Here is a 24,181-nt window from a genome sequence, read left to right on the forward strand (position 1 = left end):
CGCCGCCTGCACTTTCGGACTTTCCAGGACCGCCGTCACGACAGGATCTCCTCTTGTACGTCATCGGTTTCGGACTTCCGGTCGGCCGCGGGGCGGGCCGATGTGCCGGTGAGAGAAAGGAATACGTCGTCCAGGCTCGGCCGGTGCACGGTGGCGTCCACCACACAGACGCCCGCGTCGTCGAGCCTGCGCAGCGCCTCGACCATGGTGCGCGAGCCGTCGCCGACCACGATCGAGGCCTCGTCGGTGCCCGTTTCGTGGCTCGGTTCGCCGATGCCCACCTGGGCGAGCACCGACAGCGCGGGCTGCACGTCCTGGCCGGGAGCCAGCGTGACGGTGAGCCGGTCACCGCCGATGGAGGTCTTCAGTTCGTCGGCCGAGCCGCGCGCGATCACCCGCCCGCGATCGATGACGGTGATCCGATCCGCGAGCAGATCGGCCTCCTCCAGGTACTGCGTGGTGAGCAGCACGGTGGTGCCGTCGTCGACGAGTTCGCCGATGACGCGCCACATGTCGAGCCTGCCGCGCGGGTCGAGCCCGGTGGTCGGCTCGTCGAGCACCACCACCGCGGGCTTGGCCACCAGCGCGCCGGCCAGGTCGAGCCGGCGTGCCATACCGCCGGAGTAGGTGCCCGCCCTGCGGTCGGCGGCGTGCTCGAGCCCGAACGCGTCCAGCAGGTCGGTCGCACGCGTGCTGGCCTGCCGTGGCGACATCCCGTACAGCCGGGCCACCATGCGCAGGTTCTCGAACCCGGACAGGTTCGCGTCGACCGCGGCGTACTGCCCGGACAACCCGATCCGCCGCCGCGCCGCACCCGGATTGCGCAGCACGTCGACACCGGCCACCCGGACCGCGCCGGCGTCCGGGCGCAGCAGGGTGGTCACGATGCGCACCGTCGTGGTCTTGCCCGCGCCGTTGGGGCCGAGCAGACCCATCACGGTGCCGCTCGGTATCTGCAGATCGATGTTGTCGAGCACTCGGATCCGCCCGTAGTGCTTGACCAGGCCGAGTACTTCCACCGCCAAACTCATTGTGCCGCCTCCCCCGTCGTCGAAGTCGATCGACCGGCCCCGGCGGACGCGCACCGCTTGCGCCGTGCGGGCCGGGCGACCGCCCGAAACGGCCGGAGCATGGACAGGTCGAGCCCGTCCACCTCGCAGTCCCCGCCCGCGGCCGGTCCCGGCGCGGGCACGACCGGTCGTTCCGGACGCATCGACTGGCGCGTGGCCGGGTATTGCCCGTTCACCTCTGCTTCTCCTTTCGTGCGCCGCTCTTGGCTCGCCGCACACCGTTCTTCGCTGGTTGCGCACCGGCGGGCAGCAGTACCGCGGCCCCGTCCAGTGCGCCGCGCAGCACCTGTCCGATCGCGGCGAGCGATTCGGGCGCGGTCATCGCCGAATGCCGGCACGGCAGTTCGTGATCGCGGATAGCGCCGGTGACGAACGGCTGCCAGGCCGCCGCGGTGCGTTCCGGATCGGCCCGGTTGATCTCGTCCGCGGCGGCGGTGAAGAACAGCAGATCGCCGTCGAAGACCCGGGGCCGGAAGCCGTGCGCGAGCAGGGTGCCGTTGGTGTAGCCGGCGTAGAGCCGTTCGAGGTGCTCGACGGTGAGCGCCGCGAACGGCCCCGGACGCGCGCGCAGCAGCTCTGCCGCGTCGCGCAGGTTCATCGCGGGGTCCAGCGGCGCGTCGAGCTGGTCGCTGCCGAACTCCTCGATGATCTCGGCCACGCTCGGGATCGCGTGCTCGAGCCAGGCGTCGGAGAGCCGGTAGCTGTCCATCATGGACAGCAGCGCCACCTCGTCGCCCGCTTCTTGCAATTGCACCGCCACCTCGTGCGCGATCAGGCCGCCGAGCGACCAGCCGAGCAGGTGGTAGGGGCCGGTCGGCTGGATCGACTTGATATGTGCCACATACTGTTGCGCGGCCTCCGCGATCGAGGCGAACCCGTCCTCGCCCGCGACGTGCGGGGCCTGCAACCCGTACACCGGACGGTCCGGCGCGAGGTGCGCGAGCAGACCCGAGTAGCACCAGGCCAACCCGATGGCGGGATGGACGCAGAACAGCGGCGCCGCCTTGCCGTTGGGCCGGATGGGCAACACCGGCCCCAGCGCCGCCACGATGCCCGCGCCCGATCCGTCGAGCCGGGCGGCGATGGCGGCCGGGGTCGCCTCGCCGAACATGGCCTGCACCGGCAGGTCGAGGCCGTTGGCCCTTACCTGCGCAACGACTTTCGTGGCCAGCAGCGAGTTGCCGCCGAGCTCGAAGAAACCGTCGTCGGCGCCGACCGTCTCCACGCCGAGCACCGCCGCGAAGGCTGCGCACAGGGCGACCTCGGTCGGCGTCGCGGGTGCGCGATAGCCGTCGGCCGCCGCGAACACCGGTTCCGGCAGGGCTTTTCGATCCAGCTTGCCGACCGGACTGAGCGGCACCCGGTCGAGCAGCATGATCGATTGCGGCACCATGTAGTTCGGCACCAGCCCGGCCACATGCTCGGTGAGTTCGGCCGTGGTGAGCCCGATACCGTTGCGCGCCTTGACATACGACACCAGTGCCGTACTCCCCGCGGGGGTGCGGTGCCCGATGGTGGTGGCGAATTCCACGCCGCCGTGCTTGGCCAGCGCCGCGTCGATCTCGCCGAGTTCGATGCGGAAGCCGCGGATCTTGACCTGATGGTCGGTGCGGCCGACGTATTCGATCTGCCGGCTGCCGCCGTGGTCGCGGCCCGCCGCCGGCGCACCGTGACCGGTCCACCAGCGCACCAGGTCGCCGGTGCGGTACATCCGCTCGCCCGGCTTGCCGAACGGGTTCGCCACGAACTTCTGCGCCGTCAGGCCGGGGCGGTTGAGGTAACCGCGCGCCAGCGCCGAACCGGCGAGATGCAGTTCGCCGGTGACCCCGACCGGGGCCGGATGCAGGCGACCGTCCAGGATGGTCGCGCTGACGCCGCGGATCGGACCGCCGATGGTGATCGGGCCGCCCGGCGTCATCGGCTGCGAGATCACCGTGACGATGGTCGTCTCGGTGGGCCCGTACACGTTGTACAGGTTGCGGTTCGGCGCCCACCGGGTCACCAGATCCGGCGGCAGCGCCTCACCGCCGACCAGCACGTGCCGCAGCGCGGTGACGCCGGTGGGGTCCACCGTGCCGAGCGCCGAGGTGGTGATGAACGCGTGCGTGATCGCCTCGTCGATGAACACCCGCGCCAGATCCTCGCCGCCGACCACCCCGGCCGGGGTGATCACCAGCGTGGCCGCGCCGCCGAGCGCGAGCAGCAGATCGAGCATCGCCGCGTCGAAGCTCGGCGTGGCGAAGTGCAGCACCCGGCAACCGGGCCGGACGTCGAAGCGCTGCGCGGTCTCCGCCGCGAAGTTGGACAGTCCACCGTGGGTGACCACGACGCCCTTGGGCGTGCCGGTGGAACCGGAGGTGTAGATCACGTACGCCGGGTTGTCCATCCGCAGCGGCGCGGTGCGCTCCGCCGCGACGATCGGCCCGTCGGGTGAATCCAGCACCAGCCCACGGAAGATCGGATCGTCCAGCACGATCCACTCCACCTCGCCGGGCAGCTCGTCGCGGTGCGCGCTGAGCGTGATGCCCAGTGCCGCACCGGAATCCGAGAGCATGTGCGCGATCCGCGGCGCCGGATAGTTCGGGTCGACCGGCACGAACGCGGCGCCGGCCTTGGCCACCGCGAGCACCGTGGCCACCGATTCCACCGAGCGCGGAACCCCCAGCGCCACCAGCGTTTCCGGGCCGACCCCGCGCCGCATCAGCACCCGGGCGAGCCGGTTGGTCCAGCGGTCCAGCGCGTCGTAGCTGATCTGGGTGCCGTCGGCGCGCAGGGCGATCGCCGCGCGATCCACCGCGGCGGCCGCCGCGAACACCTCGGGGAAGGTGACCGCACGGTCGGGCTCCGCGCCGCGCACCGGGGCCAGGCCGGACCACTCGGCGGGATCGAGCAGCTCCAGATCACCCACCGCGGTGGTCGGATTCGCCGCGACCGCGGCGAGCAACCGCGCCAGGCGGTGGCCCAGCCGCAGCGCGGTCTGCTCGTCGAACAGATCGCTCGCGTAGTTGACCGACAGCGTGATACCCGCCGGATCCCGTTCCGGCGTCTGCGATTCGGTGAGCGTGAACTGCAGGTCGAACTTGGCGATGCCGGTGTCCACATCGGCCGCCTCGATCCGCAGGCCCGGCAGCTCCAGCCCGCCCACCGGATGGTTCTGCACCGAGAGCATCACCTGGAACATCGGGTGATGCGCCTGGGACCGAGCCGGATTCAGCACCTCGACGAGGCGTTCGAACGGCAGGTCGGCGTGCGCGAACGCGTCCAGGTCGACGTCGCGCACGGTGTGCAGCAGGTCGGTGAACCGGGCATCCGGATCGATCCGGGTGCGCAGCACCAGCGTGTTGACGAACATGCCGATCAACCGGTCCAGCGCGGGATGCGCACGCCCCGCGATCGGCGTACCGACGGTGATGTCGTCGGTCGCCGACATCCGGTGCAGCAGCACCGCGAGCGCGGCGTGCAGCACCATGAACATGCTGACGTTGTTGCTCGTCGCGACCCGGTGCAGGGCCCGATGGGTGAACGCGTCGATCTCGCATTCGACCAGCCCGCCGCGGTAGGACGGCACCGGCGGGCGGCGCCGGTCGGCGGGCAGGGTGAGCAGTTCGGGGACGCCGTCGAGCTGGTGGCGCCAGTAGTCGAGCTGCCTGCGGATCACCGAGTCCGGATCGTCCTCGGTGCCGAGCGTGTCCTGTTGCCACAGTGTGTAATCCACGTACTGCACCGCGAGCTCGTCCCAGTCCGGCGACCGACCCGCGCAGGCGGCCCGGTAGGCGGTGGCCACGTCGAGCGCCAGCGGCGCGAGCGACTGCCCGTCCATCGCGATGTGGTGCACCACCAGCACCAGCACGTGCTCGTCGGACACCTCGGCCGGATTCCGCACGCCGCGGTCGCCCTCCGGGGACACCGAGATGAGTGCGGCCCGCATCGGCACCACGCCCGCGAGATCGAATCCCGGTGCGGCGAAACGCCGTACCGCGTCGTCCACTTCGTCCGGGCGCACCGTGGCGACGAACAGGGTGATCGCCGCGGTGACCAGATCGAGCACCTGCTGCGTCGGTTCGCCGCCGACCTCGGGGAACACGGTCCGCAACGTCTCGTGCCGGTCCTGCACCGCGTGCAGCGCGACGACCAGCGCGTCGACGTTCAGCGTGCCGTTCATCCGCAGCACCACCGGCACGTTGTACGCGCCCGCGGACAGGTCCGCGCCGTCGGCCGCGGCCTCGCCGATCCCGTTGAACCGGTTGAGGAACCACAGCCTGCGCTGCGCCGCCGAGAGCGGAATCCGATCCGGGCGGGCCTGTCGGACCAGCGCCGGACGCGAGCCTGCCCCGGCCGGTCCCGAATCCAGGTGCGCGGCGAGTTCGGCGACCCGCGGCGCGGCGAAGACGGTACGCACCTCCAGCCTGGTGTTGCTGGCCGCGGCCAGCCGCGCGACGAGTTGCGTTGCCAGCAGCGAGTTTCCGCCGATATCGAAGAAGCTGTCGTCCGCGCGCACCGCCTCGACACCCACCAGCTCCCCCATCACCCGGGCGACCAGTCGCTCCGCGGGGGTCGACGGTTCCCGGGTGGCCGCGGCGAGGGCCAGTTGCGGCTCGGGCAGCGCGGCGCTGTCCAGCTTGCCCACCGGGGTGAGCGGAATCCGTTCCAGCACAGTGATACTGGCGGGCACCATATGCGTCGGCAACTGCGCGCCCAGCCGGGCGCGCACCGCCTCCACGTCCACCCCGGTGTGCTCGTCGGCGGGCTGTACGAACGCCACGATCCGGTCGGCGCCGGCGATCTGCCGGACCTCGGTGTGCGCGAACCGCACGGCGGGATGTTCGCCGAGCGCGGCGGTGATCTCGCCGAGCTCGATCCGGAAGCCGCGCACCTTCACCTGGTGGTCGCTGCGGCCCAGATAGCACAGTTCACCGGCCTCGTTCCAGCGCACCACGTCGCCGGTGCGGTAGAGCCGCGCCCCGGCCGGGCCGAACGGGTCGGCCACGAAACGCAGTGCGGTGAGCCCGAATCGATCGAAGTAGCCGCGTGCGACACCGTGGCCGCCCAGGTACAGATCGCCGGGCACGCCCGCGGGCACCGGGCGCAGCCGCTCGTCGAGCACCAGCGCCCGCGCCCCGCGCACCAGCGTGCCGATGGTGACCGGCCGCTCCGCGGTGAGCGTCGCGATGGTGGCGACGATCGTGGTCTCGGTGGGTCCGTATCCGTTGAGCATGGTCCGTCCCGGCGCCCAGCGGGCCACCAGATCCGGGGCGCACGCCTCGCCGCCGACCATCAGCGCGCGCAGGTGCGGCAGCGGCCACCGCTCGTGATCGATGGTGGCCAGCGCGGCCGGGGTCATGAAGGTGTGCGTGATCCGCTCCCGCTCCAGCAGCGCGGCCAGCTCGTCACCGCCGTACACGTCGGGCGGGCAGAGCACCAGGGCGGCCCCGGAGCCGACCGCGAGCAGCAGATCCAGCACCGCCGCGTCGAAGCTCGGCGAGGCGAAATGCAGTGTCCGCGACTCGCGGTCGACCCGCATCCGATCGCGGAGTTCGTCCGCGAAATTGGACAGCCCGGCATGGGTGACCGCGACGCCCTTGGGTTTTCCGGTGGAGCCGGAGGTGTAGATCAGGTAGGCCAGGTCGGCCGCCTCGATGGTGCACATGCGGTCGAGATCGTCGACCAGTGCGTCGTCGTAGGTTTCCAGCTCGGCGCGCACGGCCGGGTCGTCGAGCAGCAACCAGTCCGTCGCCGGGCCGTCCGCAGCGGCCGCACGCAACCGCTCGGCGTGCGCGCCGACGGTGACGCCGACCCAGCAGCCCGCGTCGGCGAGCATGTGCCGCACCCGGTCCGCCGGATAGTTCGGGTCGACCGGCACGAACGCCGCGCCGGTCTTCACCACCGCGAGCACCGTGAGCACCGACTCGACCGAGCGGGTCAGGCCGAGGGCCACCCGGTCGCCGATGCCGATATCCCGCGCGATCAGCGCCCGGGCCAACCGGTTCGAGCGCTTGTCGAGTTCGGCGTAGGTGAGCGTGGTCGCGCCCGAGCGCACCGCGGTGCGATGCGGATGCATGTGCGCGGTCGCGGTGAAGTACGCGGCGAGCGTGCACTGCGGCGTGGTCGGCCCGCCGGTCGCCGGGGCGAGCAGGCGGCGTTCCCGTTCGGTGCGGGTGTCGATGTCGCGCACCAGCACTCGCGGATCGGCCGTCACCGCGGCCAGCACCCGGAGGAACCGGTCGGCGAGGGTGTGGATCGTCGCCTCGTCGAACAGTTCTGCGGCGTAGACGAATTCGAACGCGCGCCCGGGTTCGCCCGGTCCGGCGTCGCAGCCGATGTGGGCGACCCGCAGTTCCAGATCGAACTTGGCCAGCGCGATATCGAGTTCCTCGGCCCGCAGTTCGAGGCCCGGCAGCTCCAGCGTCGGCACCGGGCCGTCCTGCACGGTCAGCGCCACCTGGAACAGCGGATGCCTGCCCCGGGTCGTGCCCGAGGCCAGCTCCTCCACCACCCGCTCGAACGGGATGTCGGCGTGCGCCATCGCGGCCAGCTCGGTGTCCCGGTCGGCGCGCAGCAGACCCGCGAACGGGCGGTCCGGGTCCACGTCGGAACGCAGCACCAGGGTGTTGACGAACATGCCGACCAGCTCGTCGAGCTTGGTGTCGGTCCGGCCGGCCACCGGGGTGCCGATCACGATGTCGCGCCCGCCGGTCACGCTGCGCAGCAGCACGGCCAGCGCCGAGCGCAGCACCATGAACATGCTGACGCCCTGCTCCTTGGCGAGCTCGGCGAGAGCGCGCTGCACCGGGTCCGGCACCGTGAACGGCACGGTGCCGGCCTGCTGGGTCGGCTCCGCCGGCCGCGGCCGGTCGTAGGGCAGCGGCAGTTCCGCGGGCAGATCGGCCAGCGCGCTACGCCAGTAGGCCAATTGCTCGGCCGCGAGGCTGCCGGGCTCGCCCTCGTCGCCGAGGCAGGCGCGCTGCCAGAGCCCGAAGTCCGCGTACTGCACCGGAAGTGGGGTCCAGGCCGGGGCCGCGCCCTCGTGCCGCGCCACATACGCGGCGGCCAGGTCGCGGGTCAGCGGGCCGAGGGACCAGCCGTCCGCGGCGATGTGATGCACCACGATGCCGAGCAGGTAGCGCTCGGCACCGGTGCGCAGCAGCGTCATTCGCAGCGGCGTATCGCGGATCAGGTCGAAGCCGCGATGCGCGAGCGCGCCGAGCGCGGCCGTCGCGCCCGCCTCGTCGGTGTCGATCGCCTCGATCGCGGGCAGCGCCCGCGCGGTCGGCAGCACCACCTGCTGGGCGCCCGCGCTGTCCTCCGGGAACACGGTGCGCAGCACCTCGTGCCGCTCCACCAGATCGGTGAGCGCCGCACGCAGCGCCGCCACATCGAGATCTCCCGCGATCCGGATAACGAAAGCGATGTTATATGCGCTCGATTCGGGAGAATATCGATTGAGGAACCACAGTCGCTGCTGCGGCAGCGACAATGGAATGCGTCCCGGACGCGTGGTCTGCACAGCCAGCGCCAACCGCTGCGTCCGGGGCGCTTCCGTGAGCCGCTCGGCCACCCCCGCGACGGTGGGCGCCTCGAAGATCACCCGCACCGGCAGGTCCACCCCGAATTCCGCGTGCAGCGCGGCGGCGAGCCGGGTGGCCAGCAGCGAGTTGCCGCCGACATCGAAGAAGCTGTCCTCGGCCCCGGTGACGGGACGGCCGAGGATCTCGCCGAACACGCCCGCGACCCGCGACTCCAGCTCGGTGGCCGGCGCCCGCGAGCTGCCGCCGGTCGCGAAGACCGGCTCCGGCAACGCTTTTCGGTCCAGCTTGCCCGCCGGGGTGACCGGGAGTTCGTCCAGCACGGTGACCGAGGCGGGCACCATGTAGCCGGGCAGGCGCTGCCGGGCGGTCTCGGTGAGATCGGCGGCCGCCACCGGCTGGTCCACGGTCACGTAGGACGCCAGCCGCGGCTGGCCGTGTTCGTCGGTGTGCACCACGGTGAGCGCGAAGTTCACGCCGGGGTGCGCGCGCAGCACGTGGTCGATCTCGCGCAGCTCGATCCGGAAGCCGCGGATCTTGATCTGATCGTCGGCGCGCCCGAGGAAGCGCACCTGACCGCCGGTCTCGACCACGACGAGGTCACCCGTGCGGTACATCCGCTCGCCGCGGCGACCGTGCGGGTTGGCCAGGAACCGTTGCGCGGTAAGGCCGTAACGACCGTGGTAGCCGCGGGCCAGACCGGGGCCGGAGAGGTACAGCTCGCCGGGGGTGCCCGGCGGCACCGGGTGCAGCCGTCCGTCGAGCACGAACAGGCGCATGCCGCGGATCGGCAGGCCGAGCGGCACCGGGCGGCCCGGCACCATCGGCCCGGTCGCGGTGGCGGCGACAGTCGCCTCCGACGGGCCGTACATGTTGTGCATGCGGTGCTCGGCCGACCAGGTCTCGACCAGCTCCTCCGAGCAGGCCTCGCCGCCGACGATGACCGCCTCCAGCTCGTCCAGCCCGTCGGTCGGCACGGTGGCCAGCGCGGCCGGGGTGACGAACGCGTGGGTGACCCGCTCGGTGCGCAACAGCGTGGCCAGTTCGGCGCCGCCGTACAGACCGGCGGGCGCCACGACGATGGTCGCGCCCGCGGCGAAACCGAGCAGCAGCTCCAGCACCGACGCGTCGAAGCTCGGCGACGAGAAATGCAGCGTCCGAGCCGAATCCGTGACGCCGAACAGGTGCGTCTGCTCGTTCGCGAGCGAGGCGAGGCCGGCGTGGGTGACCACCACCGCCTTCGGCTTGCCGGTCGAGCCGGAGGTGTAGATCAGGTAGGCCGGATGCACCGTGCACAGCGAATGATGCCGGTCCGCGTCGGTGATCGGGTCGGTCGAGCAGTGCACCGCTTCCGCGGCCAGTTCGGCCGAGCCCAGCACCAGCCAGTCGACGTAGTTCTTGCGGTGCTTGCCGCGCGGCGCGGGCCACTCCGGCATGGCCGCCAGGCAGGCGGCGTCGGTCAGGCCGAGGATGGCCCCGGAATCGCCGATCATGTGCGCGATCCGCTCGCCCGGGTAGCTCGGATCGATCGGCACATACGCCGCACCGGTTTTCGCGACCGCCCACACCGCGGTGATCGCGTCCAGGCCGCGCGGCAGCGCGATCGCGACGACCACCTCCGGGCCGGCGCCGTGCTCGATCAGCACGCGCGCCAACCGGTTCGAGGACTCGTCGAGTTCCCGGTAGGTGGTGTCGACACCGAGGTAGCGCACGGCCACCGCGTCCGGCACCCGCTCGGCCGTGTCGGTGAGTAACCGGGCCAGCGTGGTGAACGGTTCGGCGGGCGCGCCCGCGATCGGCACCAGATTGGCGATCTCGCGCCGATCGAGAATGCTCAGATCGCCGATCGGCATGCTCGGCGCGGCGACCACGGCATTCAACACGGCGACGAAGCGGCGGGCGAACGATTCCACCGTGGCGCGGTCGAAAATATCGGTGGCGTACCCGAATTCGGCGGTGAGCGGTCCGTCGGTGACGTCGTCGTGCACCACCAGCTGCAGATCGAACTTCGCGATATCGGAGACGATCGGCAGCACCTCGGCCCGTACGCCGGGCAACTCGATGCGCAGGTCGGGATCCCGGTCGTAGGACAGCATCACCTGGAACAGCGGATGCCGCGCGGCCGAGCGCTCGGGGTTGACCACCTCGACCAGCCGCTCGAACGGCACGTCGGCGTTGGCGAAGGCGTTGAGATCGGTCTCGCGCACCACGTCGAGCATGCGGTCGAAACCCGCGGCCGGATCGATCTCGGTGCGCAGCACCAGCGTGTTGACGAACATGCCGACCAGCTCGTCCAGCGCAGGATCGGAGCGGCCCGCGATCGGCGTGCCGATCGCGATATCGGTGCTCGCGCACAGTCGCGACAGCAGGGTGGCCAGCGCGGCGTGCAGCACCATGAACATGCTGACGCCCCGGGCGGCGGCCAGTTCGCTTGCGGCGCGGCGGTTCTCGGGGGAAATCGTGAAATCGACCCGGCCGCCGGTGGTCGACCTGCGCAACGGGCGCGGGCGGTCCAGCGGCAGGTCGAGCTGGTCGGGCAGGCCGGCCAGCGCCGAACGCCAGTGCGTCAGCTGACCGCTCAGCGCGCTCGCCGGATCGGATTCGTTGCCGAGCAGTTCCCGCTGCCACAGGGCGAAGTCGGCGTACTGCACCGGCAGCGGCGCCCACTGCGGCGCGGAGCCGGTGCCGCGCGCCGCGACCGCGGTCATCAGATCGCGGGCCAGCGGCGCGATCGACCAGCCGTCACCGCAGATGTGATGCAGCACGACCAGGAACACCCACTGGTCCGGTCCGGTGCGGTAGAGCGCCACCCGGATCGGCGCCTGACTGCGCAGATCGAAGCCGTACCCGGCGAACTCGGTGGCCAGTTCCGCCACGTCGGCGCCCGCGGCGTCGATCGGGTCCAGGGTGAGCGGGATCTCCGCGGCCGGGTGGATCAGCTGCACCGGTCCCTCGGCCGACTCCGGGAACGTGGTGCGCAGGCTCTCGTGGCGTTCGATCACGTCGACCAGGCCCGCCCGCAGCGCCTCGACGTCGAGCGCGCCCTCGATGCGGACCGCCAGCGGCATGTTGTAGGCGGCCGCGTGTTCGGCGAAGCGGTTGAGGATCCACAGCCGCTGCTGCGCCAGCGACAGCGGAATCCGCTCGGGGCGTTGCGCCGCAACGAGTTTCGGCGAGGAAACATCGGCGGTGTGGGTGGCGAAGCGCTGGGTGAGCGCGGCGATCGTCGAGGCCTCGAACAGGTCGCGAATGGTCAGGCCGGTGCCGAGGGCGGCATTGATCCGGGCCACCGCGCGCGCGGCGACCAGCGAGTTGCCGCCCAGGTCGAAGAAGCTGTCCTCGACGCCGACCTCGGTGCCGAGCATTTCGGCGAAGACCCGGGCGAGCACCCGCTCCACCTCGGTACGCGGTTCCGCGGTGGACCGTCCGGTGGCCCGGACGCCGACCGGGGCGGGCAGCGCTTTGCGATCGATCTTGCCGTTGGCGCTGAGCGGCAGCTCATCGAGGGCCAGCAGCGCCGAGGGCACCATGTACGCGGGCAGCGTACGGCGCAGCTCGGTGAGCAGCGCGGCAGTGTCGAGCCGTCCCGCGGCCGGGGTCGCGACCACATAGGCGACGAGTTCGTCACCGTTGCGGCCCGCGTGCGCCACGCAGACCGCCCTGGCGACCCGCGCGTCGTCGAGCAGCGCCGCCTCGATCTCGCCGAGTTCGATCCGCAGGCCGCGGATCTTGACCTGGAAGTCGCTGCGGCCCATGTACTCCAGCACGCCGGGACCGTCCGTGCCGAGCTGCCAGCGGGCCAGGTCGCCGGTGCGGTACATGCGTGCACCCGCGCCGAACGGGTTGGCCACGAAGCGATCCGCGGTGAGCCGGGGCTGGCCGAGGTAGCCGCGCGCCAATTGCACACCGGCCAGGTACAACTCGCCGACCACGCCAGGCGGCACCGGCCGCAACCGCGAATCCAGCACGTAGGTCTGGGTATTCCAGACCGGCGAGCCGATCGGCACGGTCGCCGGGTCGGCCGGGCACGGCCAGTAGGTGACGTCGACGGCGGCCTCGGTGGGACCGTACAGATTGTGCAACGCGGGCCGGGGCAGCGCCGCGTGGAAGTCCCGGACGGTGGCCGCGGGCAACGCCTCGCCGCTGCAGAACACCTGACGCAACGCGGTGCAGCCGCGCACATCGGTGTCGGTGACGAACACCGAGAGCATGGACGGTACGAAATGCGCGGTGGTGATGCCCTTTTCGGCGATCAGCCGGGCCAGGTAGGCCGGGTCCCGGTGCCCGTCGTGCGCCGCGACGACCAGTCGCGCGCCGATCTGCAAGGGCCAGAAGAACTCCCACACCGAGACGTCGAAGGTGGCGGGCGTCTTCTGCAGCACCACGTCGGTCCGGTCGAGCGAGTATTCGTGCTGCATCCAGCGCAGCCGGTTCACGATCGCGGCGTGGCTCACGCCGACACCCTTGGGCTTGCCGGTGGAGCCGGAGGTGAAGATCACGTAGGCGAGGTGGTCGGCGCGCAGGGCGGCGGTGCGTTCGGCATCGGTGATCGGCGCACCGCGGTAGCCGGCCAGGTCGACGGTGTCGATGGCCAGTGCGGCAGCGGATTCGGGCATCGCGAGCTCGTCGCGCGCGGCCGTGAGCACACAGACCGGCGACGCCTGCCGCACGATCTGATCGAGCCGATCGGCCGGATGTTCCGGATCGAGCGGCAGGTAGGCCGCACCGGTCTGGACGATCGCGTACATGCCGACCACGAGATCGATGCTGCGACGCAGGCACAGGCCGACCACGGTCTCCGGTCCCGCCCCGCGCTCGATGAGCAGGCGGGCCAGGCGATTGGCGCGCTCGTCGAGTTCGCGATAGGTGAGCGTCGCGGTGGCCGAGGTGTCGTCGCCGGATTCCAGCGCGATCGCGTCGGGGCAGGCGGCCGCGCGCTCGGCGAACAGCTCGGCGAGGGTGCCCGGCTGCCGCGGCGCCTCGGTCGTGTTCCACTCGTGCAGGACGCGCTCGTGCTCGGCGGCGGTGATCGCGGTGAGCGTCTCGGCGTGGGTGTCCGGTGCGGCGCTGAGGAATCGGGTGAGGAAGTCGAGGAAACGGTCGTGGTGCACCGACACCTCGGCCTCGCCGTAGAGGCGCGGGTTGGCCTCGAAGTCGACGTGGATCCGGCCGCCGACACCGTTGTACAGGTTCACCGACAGGTCCTCGACCGGGCCGGTGGCCAGCACGTTCAGCGAGCCGACCAGGCTGCCGAAGGTCAACTCGTCGTGGAACAGCATGATGTTGACCATCGGCCCGAAGAAGCCGCGCGAGTCGCGCGAGTAGCCGCAGTCACGGCGGATGTCGTCGTGCCGGTAGCGCTGGTGCCGCAGCGCGCCGGTGATCTGGAGTTCGGTCGCCTTCACCACATCGGCGAGGGTGGTTTCCGCGGTGAAGCGCAGCCGGATCGGGACCACATTGGACACCACGCCGGCCGAGCGGCGCAGCGAGACGGTGGTACGCGCGGAGACCGGCAGGCTCAGCACCACATCCGGATTTCCGGTCACCGAACGGACATACGCGCCGAGCGCGGCGACGAACAGTGCCGAGTTGGCCGTGCCGAAGGTGGTGACGGCCGCGTCCATCGCGGCCTGCGCACGGTCGTCGAGCACGCCCGCGGCGATGCGGCGGCCCGCGTCCTGGCCGGCCGCGGTGACGGTGCTGCCGCCGAGGCTCATCGGCTCGCCCGCGCCGGCCAGCTGTTCCAGCCAGTAGTCGCGGTCGGCGCGGAACCTGCTGGTCTCGCGGTAGCGGACCTCGTCGGCGTAGATCTCGGCCAGCGGCGCGGCGCGCGAGACCACCGGCTCGGTCCGATTCTCCAGCGCGGTGTAGATCTCGGCGGTGCGAGTGAGCGCGTTCATCGCGCCGTAGCCGTCGATCACGATGTGATGGGCACGCGAGTACCAGATGTAATCCGAATCCCCGGTGCGCAGCACCACATTCGCGGTGAGCGGGTCGCGCTCCAGATCGATCGGCGAACCGGTGTACTCGTGCATCCAGCGCAGCGCCGCGGCGTGCGGGTCGGGCTCGCCGCGCAGATCGACCCTGGCCCACCCCGGCCGGCGCGCGGGATCGACTATCTGGTGCGGGATTCCGTCGATCTCCGCCAGGCGCAGCTTGCCGACCTCGGATTCCGCGCCGAATCGCTCGATCGCGTAGAGCAGGCGGCCGACATCCAGGTCGCCGTGGATCTCGACATACTGGGCGATCGTCAGCGGCACATCCGGCCGAATCCGCTGCGCGTACCAGAGCGCCGTTTGAGCCGGCGACAAGACGAATGGCTGTGCCGAGGATTCGCCCGATGAACATTGGTCGACGCTGTCCGTGGCCAATGAACTCATCAATCACTCCGTTCTGCCGCTGTTCGACGCAACTTCCAGAACACAGACCACAGCAAGGCGCGCGAGGCCGACCGTGAAAAGTGATCCACGCCCTATGATTCGGAGCGTCTGATCGGCCGGATTGCCAGCGTGGCGGATTTGTTTCACATCGCAGGCTAGCCAGCGCGGTTGATCTTGTATAGCAAACATTTGGCTAACACGACAATTCGCCCAGTTCGCCTCGCCAAAAGCCCAGGAAAAAACCGCCCTGACAAGCGAATACAACATCAACAATGCGTATGTGCGAATAATTCGCTACATCACGGTTCGGCTACAGCAATCACAGAAAATACCGGAGGTACGGTTAGCCCCCGCAACCACTTTCAGTCGCGCACTGTGACCTGCGGCACGTTTTTCTCGGCCGCGTCCGCGCGCCGGGCCCGACGTTGACGGATCAACACAGCCAGGACGGCGGCGGCCGTCAGCGCGACGAACACCCGTTCCGGCAGCGGCCCAACGGAAGTAGCGACGGTGTTGCTGCTGCGCAGCGGTAGCTGGGCGACCAGCGCGGCGGGCACGAATTGCGGACTCTCTTGCTGCACAGTGCCATCCGCCGCGATGATCGCGCTGACGCCGGAGGTCGCCGCGACCACCAGCGCCCTGCCGTGTTCGACCGCCCGGACCCGCGACATGGCCAGCTGCTGATAGGTCATCTCGCTGTCGCCGAACGTCGCGTTGTTCGTGGGCACGGTCAGCAGCTGTGCGCCTGCGCGCATCGCGTCCTCGAACGCGCGATCGAAGGCGACCTCGTAACAGGTCGCCACGCCGATGTCGATACCGGCCGCACGGACCACACCGTCGCCGTGGCCCGGCACGAAATATCCGGCGCGATCGGCATATTCGGAGAACAGCCGGAAGAACGAACGCATCGGCAGATACTCGCCGAAGGGCTGGATGATCTTCTTGTCGTGGCGCTCCCCCGGGCCCGCGGCGCCGTTCCACACGATCACCGAGTTGGTCGTGGTCCGATCACCGTTCACCAGCACCGCGCCCACCAGGATCGGCGCGCCGATCCGCTCGGACGCCCGGGTGATCAGGGCCGCCGCGTCGGCGTTGCGCAGCGGGTCGATATCGGACGAATTCTCCGGCCAGATCACCACATCCGGCTTTTTCGCCGCCCCCGCCGCGACCGCCTGCGCCAGCTCCTCGGTGCGCCGCACGTGATTGTCCAGCACCGCCCGCCGCTGCGCATTGAAGTCCAAGCCGAGCCGCGGCACACTCCCCTGAATCGCCGCCACCGTGATCACCCGATCCCCCTGATCCGGCGCAGGCAGCGTCGCCCCGAGCCGCAGCCCCGCCAACGGCAGAACCGCGAGAGTTGCCGCAGCGGCGGCACATCCGAGCCACGCGGCCCGGCGGGTTCCCGCAATCGGGGTTTCTGCGGCTGGGGTCGCGTCATGCGGCGCAGCGTTTTCCGTGGCGGCATCGTTTTCGCTCGCCGGGCGGGGTGCCGCGGTCGAACGGACGACGGCGCGCACCTGGAGGATCAAAGCAGCTGCGCCCGCGCCGGTCAGCGCCACCGCGAAGCTGACGAAGGGGGCGCCGCCGAGCGCGGCGAGGGGCAGGAACCAGCCGTCGGCTTGCCCGAAGGCCAAACGGCCCCAGGGGAATCCGCCGAAGGGGAAACTGGAGCGCGCCCACTCGGCGCTCGCCCACGCCAGCGCCACCCACAGCGGCCAGCCCGGGAGTCGTCCCACGATTCGTGCCAGCACACCGAACAGTCCGATGTACACCGCGCACACCGTGGACAGCGCCAACCACGGCACCGGCCCGACGTAGATCCCGGTCCACGGCAGCAGCGGCACGAAAAACGCCAGACCGGCCAGGAATCCGTAGCCGAACCCCGCCCGCAGTCGCCCACTGCCGCGCACCACCAGCGTGAGCACCGCGATACCGAGCGGCGCGAGGAACCACCACGGCCGCGGCGGAAAACTCCCGAAGATCAACAGCCCAGCGCAGATCGCGCCCACCGACCGCGACAACACCGGAAACCGGCTCAGCACACCCATCATTCGCTCACGCACCCCGCGTAACCTTCCCGCGCACCCTCGCAGACCTCACGCCGTGTAGATCGTTTCGCCGCGATGCACGGTGCGCAGGCACTTCGGTAGCGCTGAATCGGGTTGCAGGGGTGGCAATCCGGGGACGCGGGAGCGCGGGTCGGTGGACCAGCGCTGTACCGAGTCGGCCGCCGCGGCCACGACCAGTTCCTCGGCGTCCCATACCGCATAGGACGCGGGCGCACCGGGCACCAGGGTGCCCGCGATCCCGTCTCGCACCCCGCCCGCACGCCACGCGCCCCTGGTCGCGGCGGCGAACGCGGCGCGCGGGGAAAGCCCGTGGCCAGGGGTGCGGTGGTGGGCGGCGGCGCGCACGGCCGCCCAGGGATCGAGCGGGGTGACCGGCGCGTCCGAACCGACGGCCAGCGCGATCCCGGCCGCGGCCATGGCAGCGAACGGGTTCAGCGCGGCGGCCCGGGTCGCGCCGAGCCGCGCCGCGTACATGCCGTCCTCGCCGCCCCACGCCGCGTCGAATCCCGGTTGCACGCTGGCGAGCACACCCCATGCGGCGAGCTTGCCGATCTGCGCGGCATCGAGCAGTTCGGCGTGCTCCACCCGATGCCCGAGCGCCGCGACCGCCGGACCGCCGAATTCGCCTACGACACGGTCGAATCCGGCGACGACCGCGTCCATGGCGGCGTCGCCGATCACGTGGAAGCCCGCTTGGATACCCGCCTCGGTGCAGGCGCGGACGTGCGCGGCGATGGCCTCGGCGTCGAGATAGGACCGGCCGGTGCCGGGCTGGTCGGCGTAGTCCTCGCGCAGCCAGGCGGTGTGCGAACCGAACGAGCCGTCCACGAACAGGTCGCCGCCGAGCGCGTGCACGCCGAGTTCGGCCACCAGTGCGCGCGCCTGTTCGGCACTGCGCACCGCCTCGCCCCAGTACGCCCGCACCTCGACGCCGTGCCGGAATTCGAGCAGTTCGCGCACGTCGGTGCGACCGGAGATCTCCGGCCCCGCGCATTCGTGCACCGCGACGATGCCGTGCGCGGCCGCGTGGTCCAGCGCCGCCGCCCGCGCCCGATCCCGTTGCGCGCGATCGAGTTCCGCGAGCACCGTGGTCCGCACCAGGTGGTGCGCCGCCGCCCGGACCGGCTCGCCGCGGGTGAACCCGTCGGCCGCGCGCACCTGCGGCAGCGCGTCCAGCAGCGCGGACGACACCACCGCCGAGTGCGCGTCCACCCGGGACAGGTAGACGTGGCGGGCGCCGGCGGCCTTGTCGATCTCCTCGACCGTGGGCGGTCTGCCCTCCGGCCAGGTGGTCTCGTCCCAGCCGTCACCGAGGATCGCGCCCTCGGGCCGGGCCGCGGCGAAATCGCGCAGCAAGCTCAGGCAGTGCTCCAGCGAACGGGCGACGGACAGGTCGAGTCCGGTGAGCTTCAGTCCCAGCGCGGTGACGTGCACGTGCGGGTCCACGAACGCCGGCGCGACGAACGCGCCGTCCAGATCGATGACCTCGGCGTCCGGATGCAGTGCCCGTCCGGGCTGTTCCGCGCCGAGCCACACCACGGTGCCGTCGGCCACCGCCATCGCCGTCGCGTCCGGAGAACTGGAGCTGTAGATACGACCGCCGATGAGCAACTGGGTATTCACGAGATCCCAGTCTGCCGTATGCCCGATTCGGGCTTTCGGGTCAGCCGTTCAGTACGGGCTGCCGCACATCCTCGGCGTGCGCCAGCACCGTCATCACGTCGGCGAAGCGCGGCGGCGCGCTGCCGGGACCGCACGGCGAACCCGGCGGGCAACCCGCCTCGACGGCGATCAGTTCCAGCCGCAACGCGGCGGCCGCAAACCCGGAAATCGATTGTCCCGCAGCCGCCGCCGCACGTTTCACCGCGGCGGCCAGCTCTTCGCTCACCGTGATGGTGAGTTGCTCGGTGGCCATCGCGTCACCGTAGCCCCTTTTCAGCGGGATCCCTAGCGCGCTGGCGTGTCTTTACTACTCGTTGGTAATGGCGCTACCACCCTTTGACAATCGGGGTGGTCAGGGGTTGGTGATGGCGCGACGCGCGTTGCCCTGTCCGTCGTCGTAGTACTGGTGCACGACGGTGCCGTCGATGACTTCGCCACCGTCGATCACCACGCCCCGGTACGGCATGGCGGCCTGGAACTTGGCGACCCGGCGCGCGGCGAACGCGGCGGCCATCGGCCGCACCAGGAATCGGGTCGGCGGCAGCAGCAGGAACAGGCCGATCAACGAGGTGACCAGACCGGGCACGAACATCAGGAACCCGCCTGCCGCGACCAGCGCGCCGTCGGCGACCGCGGTCCCCGGCGCGATCTCGCCGCGGCCGACGCGGCGGAACTGCTCGAACACCCGCCGTCCCTGCGAGCCGACCAGCAGCATGCCCGCCGCCGATCCGGCGATGAGCAGCAGAATGGCCGGTATCACGCCGAGCCATTGGCCGACGGCGACCAGGGCGGCGATCTCGGTGATCACATAGAGCACGAATACCAGGGCGGGCATGGCGTTCCTTTCGGACGATCTACCCGATTCAACGCCCGGCCCGCCATATTTTCTCCCGGATCCGCCTGAGAGTCCCATGAGACCTGAGCGGCCGATGAGTTCCCGGCAGTCAGGCCGTCTGTAGCAGTGGAACAGCGGACCGGCGGGCAATGCCGGATGAGGAGGCCGAGTGGCGAACGAACTGTCGCGTGCCGAGATCTGGGCGATGACGCATGCCGAGCGCGCGGCGCTGGCCGAGGATCTGGCCGAATTGGACGAGACGCAATGGGCGAGCCCGTCACTGTGCGGGGAATGGACAGTCGAGGAGGTGCTCGCCCACCTGACCGCGGCGGCGAGCGTCGGCCGGATCCGCTGGGTGCTCAGCGCACTGCGTGCCCGGTTCGATTTCGCGCTGCACAACGATCGGCAGCTGGCCGAGCATCATGGTGCGACACCCGCCGAAACGCTGGACCGGTTCCGGGCGGTCCGTACCAGCACCACCGCGACCTTCGGTGATACCGCGGCCTGGCTCGGCGAGGTGGTGGTGCACGCGCAGGACATCCGGCGCCCGCTCGGGTTGCCGCGCGAGCCCGCGGTCGCGGCCGCGACCGCGGTGGCCCGGTTCTACGCGAGCCGGGATTTCACGGTATCCGGCCACAGCGCGATCGCGGGGCTGCGCGTGACGGCGACCGACGGCCCGTTCGAGATCGGCACCGGTCCTGAGGTGCGCGGGACGACTACCGCACTGGTCATGGCGATGGCGGGCCGGATCGCCTACTGCGATGATCTGACCGGCCCCGGTCTGCCGACGCTGCGCAGCCGTTTGTGAGTCACCGGCCGGGGGGTGAACTGTTCGATCGGCCGCTCGACCGCCTCGGGATCGCTCAGCAGCGCCCGGCTCGCGACCGCGGCGTCCGCAGCGCGCAGACAATCATGCAGCGGCCGGTCGAACGGCACCGAGAATTCCTTGGAAAGGTTCCAGCACAGCGACTTTCGCCGCCGCGAAGTCGACCCAGTCGCCCGCCGCCTCGGAAGCGACGGGAACTAACCGCCAGGGCGGACCAGGCCGGTCTCGTAGGCGAGCACCACCGCTTGTACGCGATCGCGCAGGCCGAGCTTGGTGAGCACGCGCCCGACGTGCGTCTTCACGGTGGCCTCGGAGAGGTACAGCTGTTCGGCGATCTCGGCGTTGGAACGGCCGGCCGCGATCTGTTCGAGCACCTCCCGTTCGCGGGCGGTGAGCACCTCGAGCACGCCCGGGTCGCGCATCCGCGCGGGATCCTCGGCGATGAGCCGATCCAGCAGGCGCTTGGTCACCTTCGGCGAGACGACCGCGTCACCGGCGGCGACGCTGCGGATCGCGGAGATCAGATCCTCCGGCGGGGTGTCCTTGAGCAGGAAGCCGCTCGCGCCCGCGCGCAACGCGCCGAGCGCGTGCTCGTCGAGATCGAAGGTGGTCATCACGAGCACCCGGCAGCCGTGCCCCGCCTCGACGATCCGCGCGGTCGCGGTGACGCCGTCGACCACCGGCATCCGCACGTCCATCAGCACCACATCGGGTACCAGCTCGGCGGCCCGGCTCACCGCGGCCGCTCCGTTGGCCGCCTCCCCGATCACCTCGATATCGGGGTGCGCGCCGAGGACCATCTTCAACCCCATGCGCATGAGTTCCTGGTCGTCGACAACGAGAACGGTGATCGGCACGCACCTAATCTAACGTGCGCGGGCCCGCCGACGGCCTGCCGACCTATTCCGGCAAGCCGGGCGCGAGCGGGATCGTGGCCTGCACCCGCCACGCGCCGTCCGCGGCGCGACCGGTCTCCAACGTGCCGCCGAGCACGGCGATGCGTTCCCGCATTCCGACCAAACCCATTCCGCCGCCTTTGATCCGGACCGCGGGTTCGTCCAACGGGACGCCGCCGGTATCGGAGATGTCGATCGTCACGTCGGCGTCGCGGCGGCGCACCCGCACCCACGCCTTGGGATGCGGCCCGGCGTGGCGCAGCGTGTTCGTCAGCGACTCCTGCACGATGCGATGCACGCCGAGACTGACCTCGGGCGCGACGTCGTCGAGCTCCCCGGTCAATTCGAGTTCCACGGCGAGGCCGGCGCCGCGCATCATGTCCACCACCCGGGCGAGTCCGGCGGTGCCGTGCTGGGGCAATTGGTCGGGCGCGTGTTCGGTCCGCAGCAGCGCGACGGTCCGGCGCAGTTCGCGCAGCGCCTCGCGACCGGTCCCTGCGATCGTGGTGAGCGCCTGCTCGGCGGCGTCGGGGTCGCGCCGCAGCGCGTACTTCGCGCCGTCGGCCTGCACGATGATCACGCTCACCGCGTGCGCGACCACGTCGTGCAGTTCGCGGGCGATGCGGGTGCGCTCGGCCGACACCGCGTCGTGCGCGCGGCGTTCCTTGTCGTAGTCCGCGACCGCGAGCCGGGCCGCGACCTCGGTGTCATAGGCGTGCCGCGCGCCGATGAACTCCGCGAGCGTCCAGCACAGCGCGAAGAACATGACGGTGAAGACGGCCTCGCCGCCCGCGGGCTTGTCCAGCGCCAGATTCGAGAGCACCGAATCGAGCACCACGCCGAGTCCGAACCACAGCCCCTCCCGTCTGCCCACGTAGGCGACGAGCGTGTACAGCATGATCCCGAGACTGAACAGCGTGATGTGATCGGCCTCGTCCCCGACCACATAGGCGACCGCCGTCGCGACCAGCGACGACACCAGCGCGATCGCCGCCATCGCGCGCGGATACACCCGGCGCAACACGATCGGCAGCGGCAGAAAAACCCCGACCGCGAGAAAGGCGACCTTGTGCGTGGAGTTCCCGACGCTGAGGATCTCGAGCAGTAAGAGGACAGCCGCCAGTATCGAATCCGAGACGATGGGCTTCCCGCGAAGCCACAGGCTGAACCGGCGCACCCGTCCACCCTAGGTCGGGGCGGGCACGCCGGGGCGCACCCGCGCGCCGAGTGCGCCGAACTGGACTGCTGACTGGCCCGCAGCCGACCACCTGGTTGGCTTGCCCCGTGCAGATCGGTGATTGGGCGGTGTTGATAACCGCGGCGACGGCCGCGGGCTGGGTGGACGCGGTGGTCGGCGGCGGTGGGCTCATCATTCTGCCGACGTTGTTTCTGGTCGCACCGAACATCGCGCCGCAGACCGCGCTCGGCACGAACAAGCTCGCCGCCGTCGCGGGCACCGCGGCGTCGGTACTGACCTTCGCCAGGAAGGTGCCGATGCAGTGGCGGGTCCTCGTGCCCGCGGCGGGAATCGCGGCGGTGACCGCCGGAACCGGTGCTGCCGCAGTCTCATTGATCGACCGTGACCTGTTCATTCCGATCGTCATGGTGGTGCTGGTCGGCGTCGCGGTGTTCGTCACGCTGCGACCCTCGATCGGGGTCACGCTCGCCACGCACGCGCCCACCCGGCGCAAAGCGATCCTCACCATCGCACTCGCCGCGGGACTCGTCGGTTTCTACGACGGCCTGCTCGGCCCCGGCACCGGGACCTTCCTCATCATCACGTTCGCGACGCTGCTCGGCACCGAGTTCGTGCGGGCCGCCGCGATGGCGAAGGTGATCAACTGCGGATCCAATGTGGGCGCGCTGATCTTCTTCGGGCTCACCGGCCACATCCTGTTCCTGCTCGGCGCGGCCATGGCGGTCGGCAATGTGGCGGGCGCGATCGTCGGCTCACACATGGCGCTGCGCAACGGCGCGAAATTCGTCCGCGTCGTGCTGCTCGTGGTGGTGGTCGCGATGGTGATCCGCTTGGGCTGGCAGCAGTTCGGCTGATCAGCCGATGGGCTCGACCTGCGAGGCGAGCCAAGGCTTCAGCACGCGCGAGGTGGTCTCGTGGATCTGGCGGTGCAGTCGCTCGCCGTCGTCCGCGCCGTTGATCGGCTGCTGGAACAGCACGGTCAGCGCACCGGACACCGCGCCGACGACCGCGCCGACCAGTGCGGCAGCCCCCACCTCGTCCAGTTCGGCGGGGAACGCGGTATGCAGCTGGCGCGCGATCTCACGCTGCGCCACCAACTGTGCGTGCGCGGCCCGGCCGCTCACCGACGGCACGGTGCGCGACACCTGCGCGCGCAATGCGGCGATCCGGGCGCTGAGATCGTCGACGAGATGTTCGCCGGGATTGTCACCGGCTGCGCGTAAAGCCCGGAGTAACACTTCGACCGGACGCTCCCCCGGCCGGCGGCTGCCGATCGCGGCCACCGCGGCCCGCACCCGCTCGTCGGTCTCCGGGAAGAGCAGTTCTTCCTTGCTCGCGAAGTAGTTGAAGAAGGTGCGCGTGCCCACCTCGGCCGCCGCCGCGATATCGGCCACCGTCGTCTCGTCGTAGCCTCTGGACTCGAAAAGGTCTACGGCTGCCTCGAGCAGCGCACGGCGGGTACGTTCGCGTTTGCGGTCACGGAGGGCGGATGGCGGCACGCGGGCACAGTACGGCATTTCGTGAGACAGGCGTGGTATGCGCGGGTTTCGCGCGTGCCGTTCCGACTCCCCCACCTTTGACATTGCGCCCCTGCACCTTTGACCCCGCCCCCTGGCACACCGGCCGGCGCCGGAGCTGGTGCGGGGTGCGTGTGATGCATGTTTGCAGGGGGCGCATGTTTGCGCGGGGTGGCGCGGGATGTGGTCGGGCGGGAGGGACTAG

At 70.8% G+C, this 24,181-nt stretch carries 12 protein-coding genes; 2 read left to right on the forward strand and 10 right to left on the reverse strand.

The annotated features are described in order from the left end of the window. Nucleotides 1-35: 35 nt before the first annotated feature. From NVU01S_RS27245 to NVU01S_RS27270, 7 genes are all read right to left on the reverse strand, one after another. Nucleotides 36-1,031: a daunorubicin resistance protein DrrA family ABC transporter ATP-binding protein gene (locus NVU01S_RS27245; protein WP_043678122.1), complete on the reverse strand. Its 996-nt coding sequence runs from the start codon at nucleotides 1,029-1,031 to the stop codon at nucleotides 36-38. Further along, nucleotides 1,028-1,246 (reverse strand): hypothetical protein, encoded by a 219-nt coding sequence (locus tag NVU01S_RS43600; RefSeq protein ID WP_156161834.1) that lies wholly within the window; start codon nucleotides 1,244-1,246, stop codon nucleotides 1,028-1,030. The genes NVU01S_RS27245 and NVU01S_RS43600 overlap by 4 nt, the downstream gene beginning before the upstream one ends. Continuing rightward, nucleotides 1,243-14,973, reverse strand: coding sequence for a non-ribosomal peptide synthetase (locus NVU01S_RS27250; RefSeq protein WP_082032318.1), 13,731 nt, complete (start codon nucleotides 14,971-14,973; stop codon nucleotides 1,243-1,245). Before NVU01S_RS27250 ends, NVU01S_RS43600 begins: the two co-directional genes overlap by 4 nt. 362 nt (nucleotides 14,974-15,335) lie before the next feature. Next, nucleotides 15,336-17,021, reverse strand: coding sequence for an apolipoprotein N-acyltransferase (gene lnt, locus NVU01S_RS27255; RefSeq protein ID WP_043678145.1), 1,686 nt, complete (start codon nucleotides 17,019-17,021; stop codon nucleotides 15,336-15,338). 48 nt (nucleotides 17,022-17,069) lie between these two features. Next, entirely contained in the window at nucleotides 17,070-18,665 is a 1,596-nt protein-coding gene (locus tag NVU01S_RS27260; RefSeq protein ID WP_043678120.1) for an amidohydrolase, read from the reverse strand. Between the two features lie 40 nt (nucleotides 18,666-18,705). Then, on the reverse strand, nucleotides 18,706-18,957 hold the full coding sequence (locus tag NVU01S_RS27265; RefSeq protein WP_043678119.1) for a ribbon-helix-helix protein, CopG family: 252 nt from the start codon (nucleotides 18,955-18,957) through the stop codon (nucleotides 18,706-18,708). Between the two features lie 99 nt (nucleotides 18,958-19,056). Further along, entirely contained in the window at nucleotides 19,057-19,539 is a 483-nt protein-coding gene (locus NVU01S_RS27270; protein WP_014986101.1) for an FxsA family protein, read from the reverse strand. 169 nt (nucleotides 19,540-19,708) lie between these two features. Between NVU01S_RS27270 and NVU01S_RS27275 the strand changes: the two genes are divergently transcribed. Next, nucleotides 19,709-20,347: a maleylpyruvate isomerase family mycothiol-dependent enzyme gene (locus tag NVU01S_RS27275; protein WP_043678117.1), complete on the forward strand. Its 639-nt coding sequence runs from the start codon at nucleotides 19,709-19,711 to the stop codon at nucleotides 20,345-20,347. 215 nt (nucleotides 20,348-20,562) lie between these two features. On the opposite strand, the gene NVU01S_RS27280 is transcribed toward NVU01S_RS27275, so the two are convergent. Then, nucleotides 20,563-21,222: a response regulator gene (locus tag NVU01S_RS27280; protein ID WP_014986103.1), complete on the reverse strand. Its 660-nt coding sequence runs from the start codon at nucleotides 21,220-21,222 to the stop codon at nucleotides 20,563-20,565. A 43-nt stretch (nucleotides 21,223-21,265) separates the two neighbouring features. After that, a complete protein-coding gene (locus tag NVU01S_RS27285; RefSeq protein ID WP_043678115.1) occupies nucleotides 21,266-22,438 on the reverse strand; it encodes a sensor histidine kinase in 1,173 nt (390 codons plus the stop codon). Nucleotides 22,439-22,545: 107 nt separating this feature from the next. Here NVU01S_RS27285 and NVU01S_RS27290 point away from each other — a divergent pair, with 107 nt between their 5' ends. Next, a complete protein-coding gene (locus NVU01S_RS27290; protein WP_043678113.1) occupies nucleotides 22,546-23,313 on the forward strand; it encodes a TSUP family transporter in 768 nt (255 codons plus the stop codon). Here the strand turns inward: NVU01S_RS27290 and NVU01S_RS27295 are convergent, their stop codons facing one another. Continuing rightward, on the reverse strand, nucleotides 23,314-23,958 hold the full coding sequence (locus NVU01S_RS27295; RefSeq protein WP_244467439.1) for a TetR/AcrR family transcriptional regulator: 645 nt from the start codon (nucleotides 23,956-23,958) through the stop codon (nucleotides 23,314-23,316). Between the last annotated feature and the right edge of the window lie 223 nt (nucleotides 23,959-24,181).

The organism is Nocardia vulneris (assembly GCF_001613425.1).
In the GTDB taxonomy this organism is placed as follows: Bacteria; Actinomycetota; Actinomycetes; order Mycobacteriales; family Mycobacteriaceae; genus Nocardia; species Nocardia vulneris.

What these genes read in the sequence shown, in the direction of transcription:
- NVU01S_RS27245 (WP_043678122.1), bottom strand. Translation starts at nt 1,031, where the DNA reads ATGAGTTTGGCGGTGGAAGTACTCGGCCTGGTCAAGCACTACGGGCGG.
- NVU01S_RS27250 (WP_082032318.1), bottom strand. Translation starts at nt 14,973, where the DNA reads ATGAGTTCATTGGCCACGGACAGCGTCGACCAATGTTCATCGGGCGAA.
- lnt (WP_043678145.1), bottom strand. Translation starts at nt 17,021, where the DNA reads ATGGGTGTGCTGAGCCGGTTTCCGGTGTTGTCGCGGTCGGTGGGCGCG.
- NVU01S_RS27265 (WP_043678119.1), bottom strand. Translation starts at nt 18,957, where the DNA reads ATGGCCACCGAGCAACTCACCATCACGGTGAGCGAAGAGCTGGCCGCC.
- NVU01S_RS27270 (WP_014986101.1), bottom strand. Translation starts at nt 19,539, where the DNA reads ATGCCCGCCCTGGTATTCGTGCTCTATGTGATCACCGAGATCGCCGCC.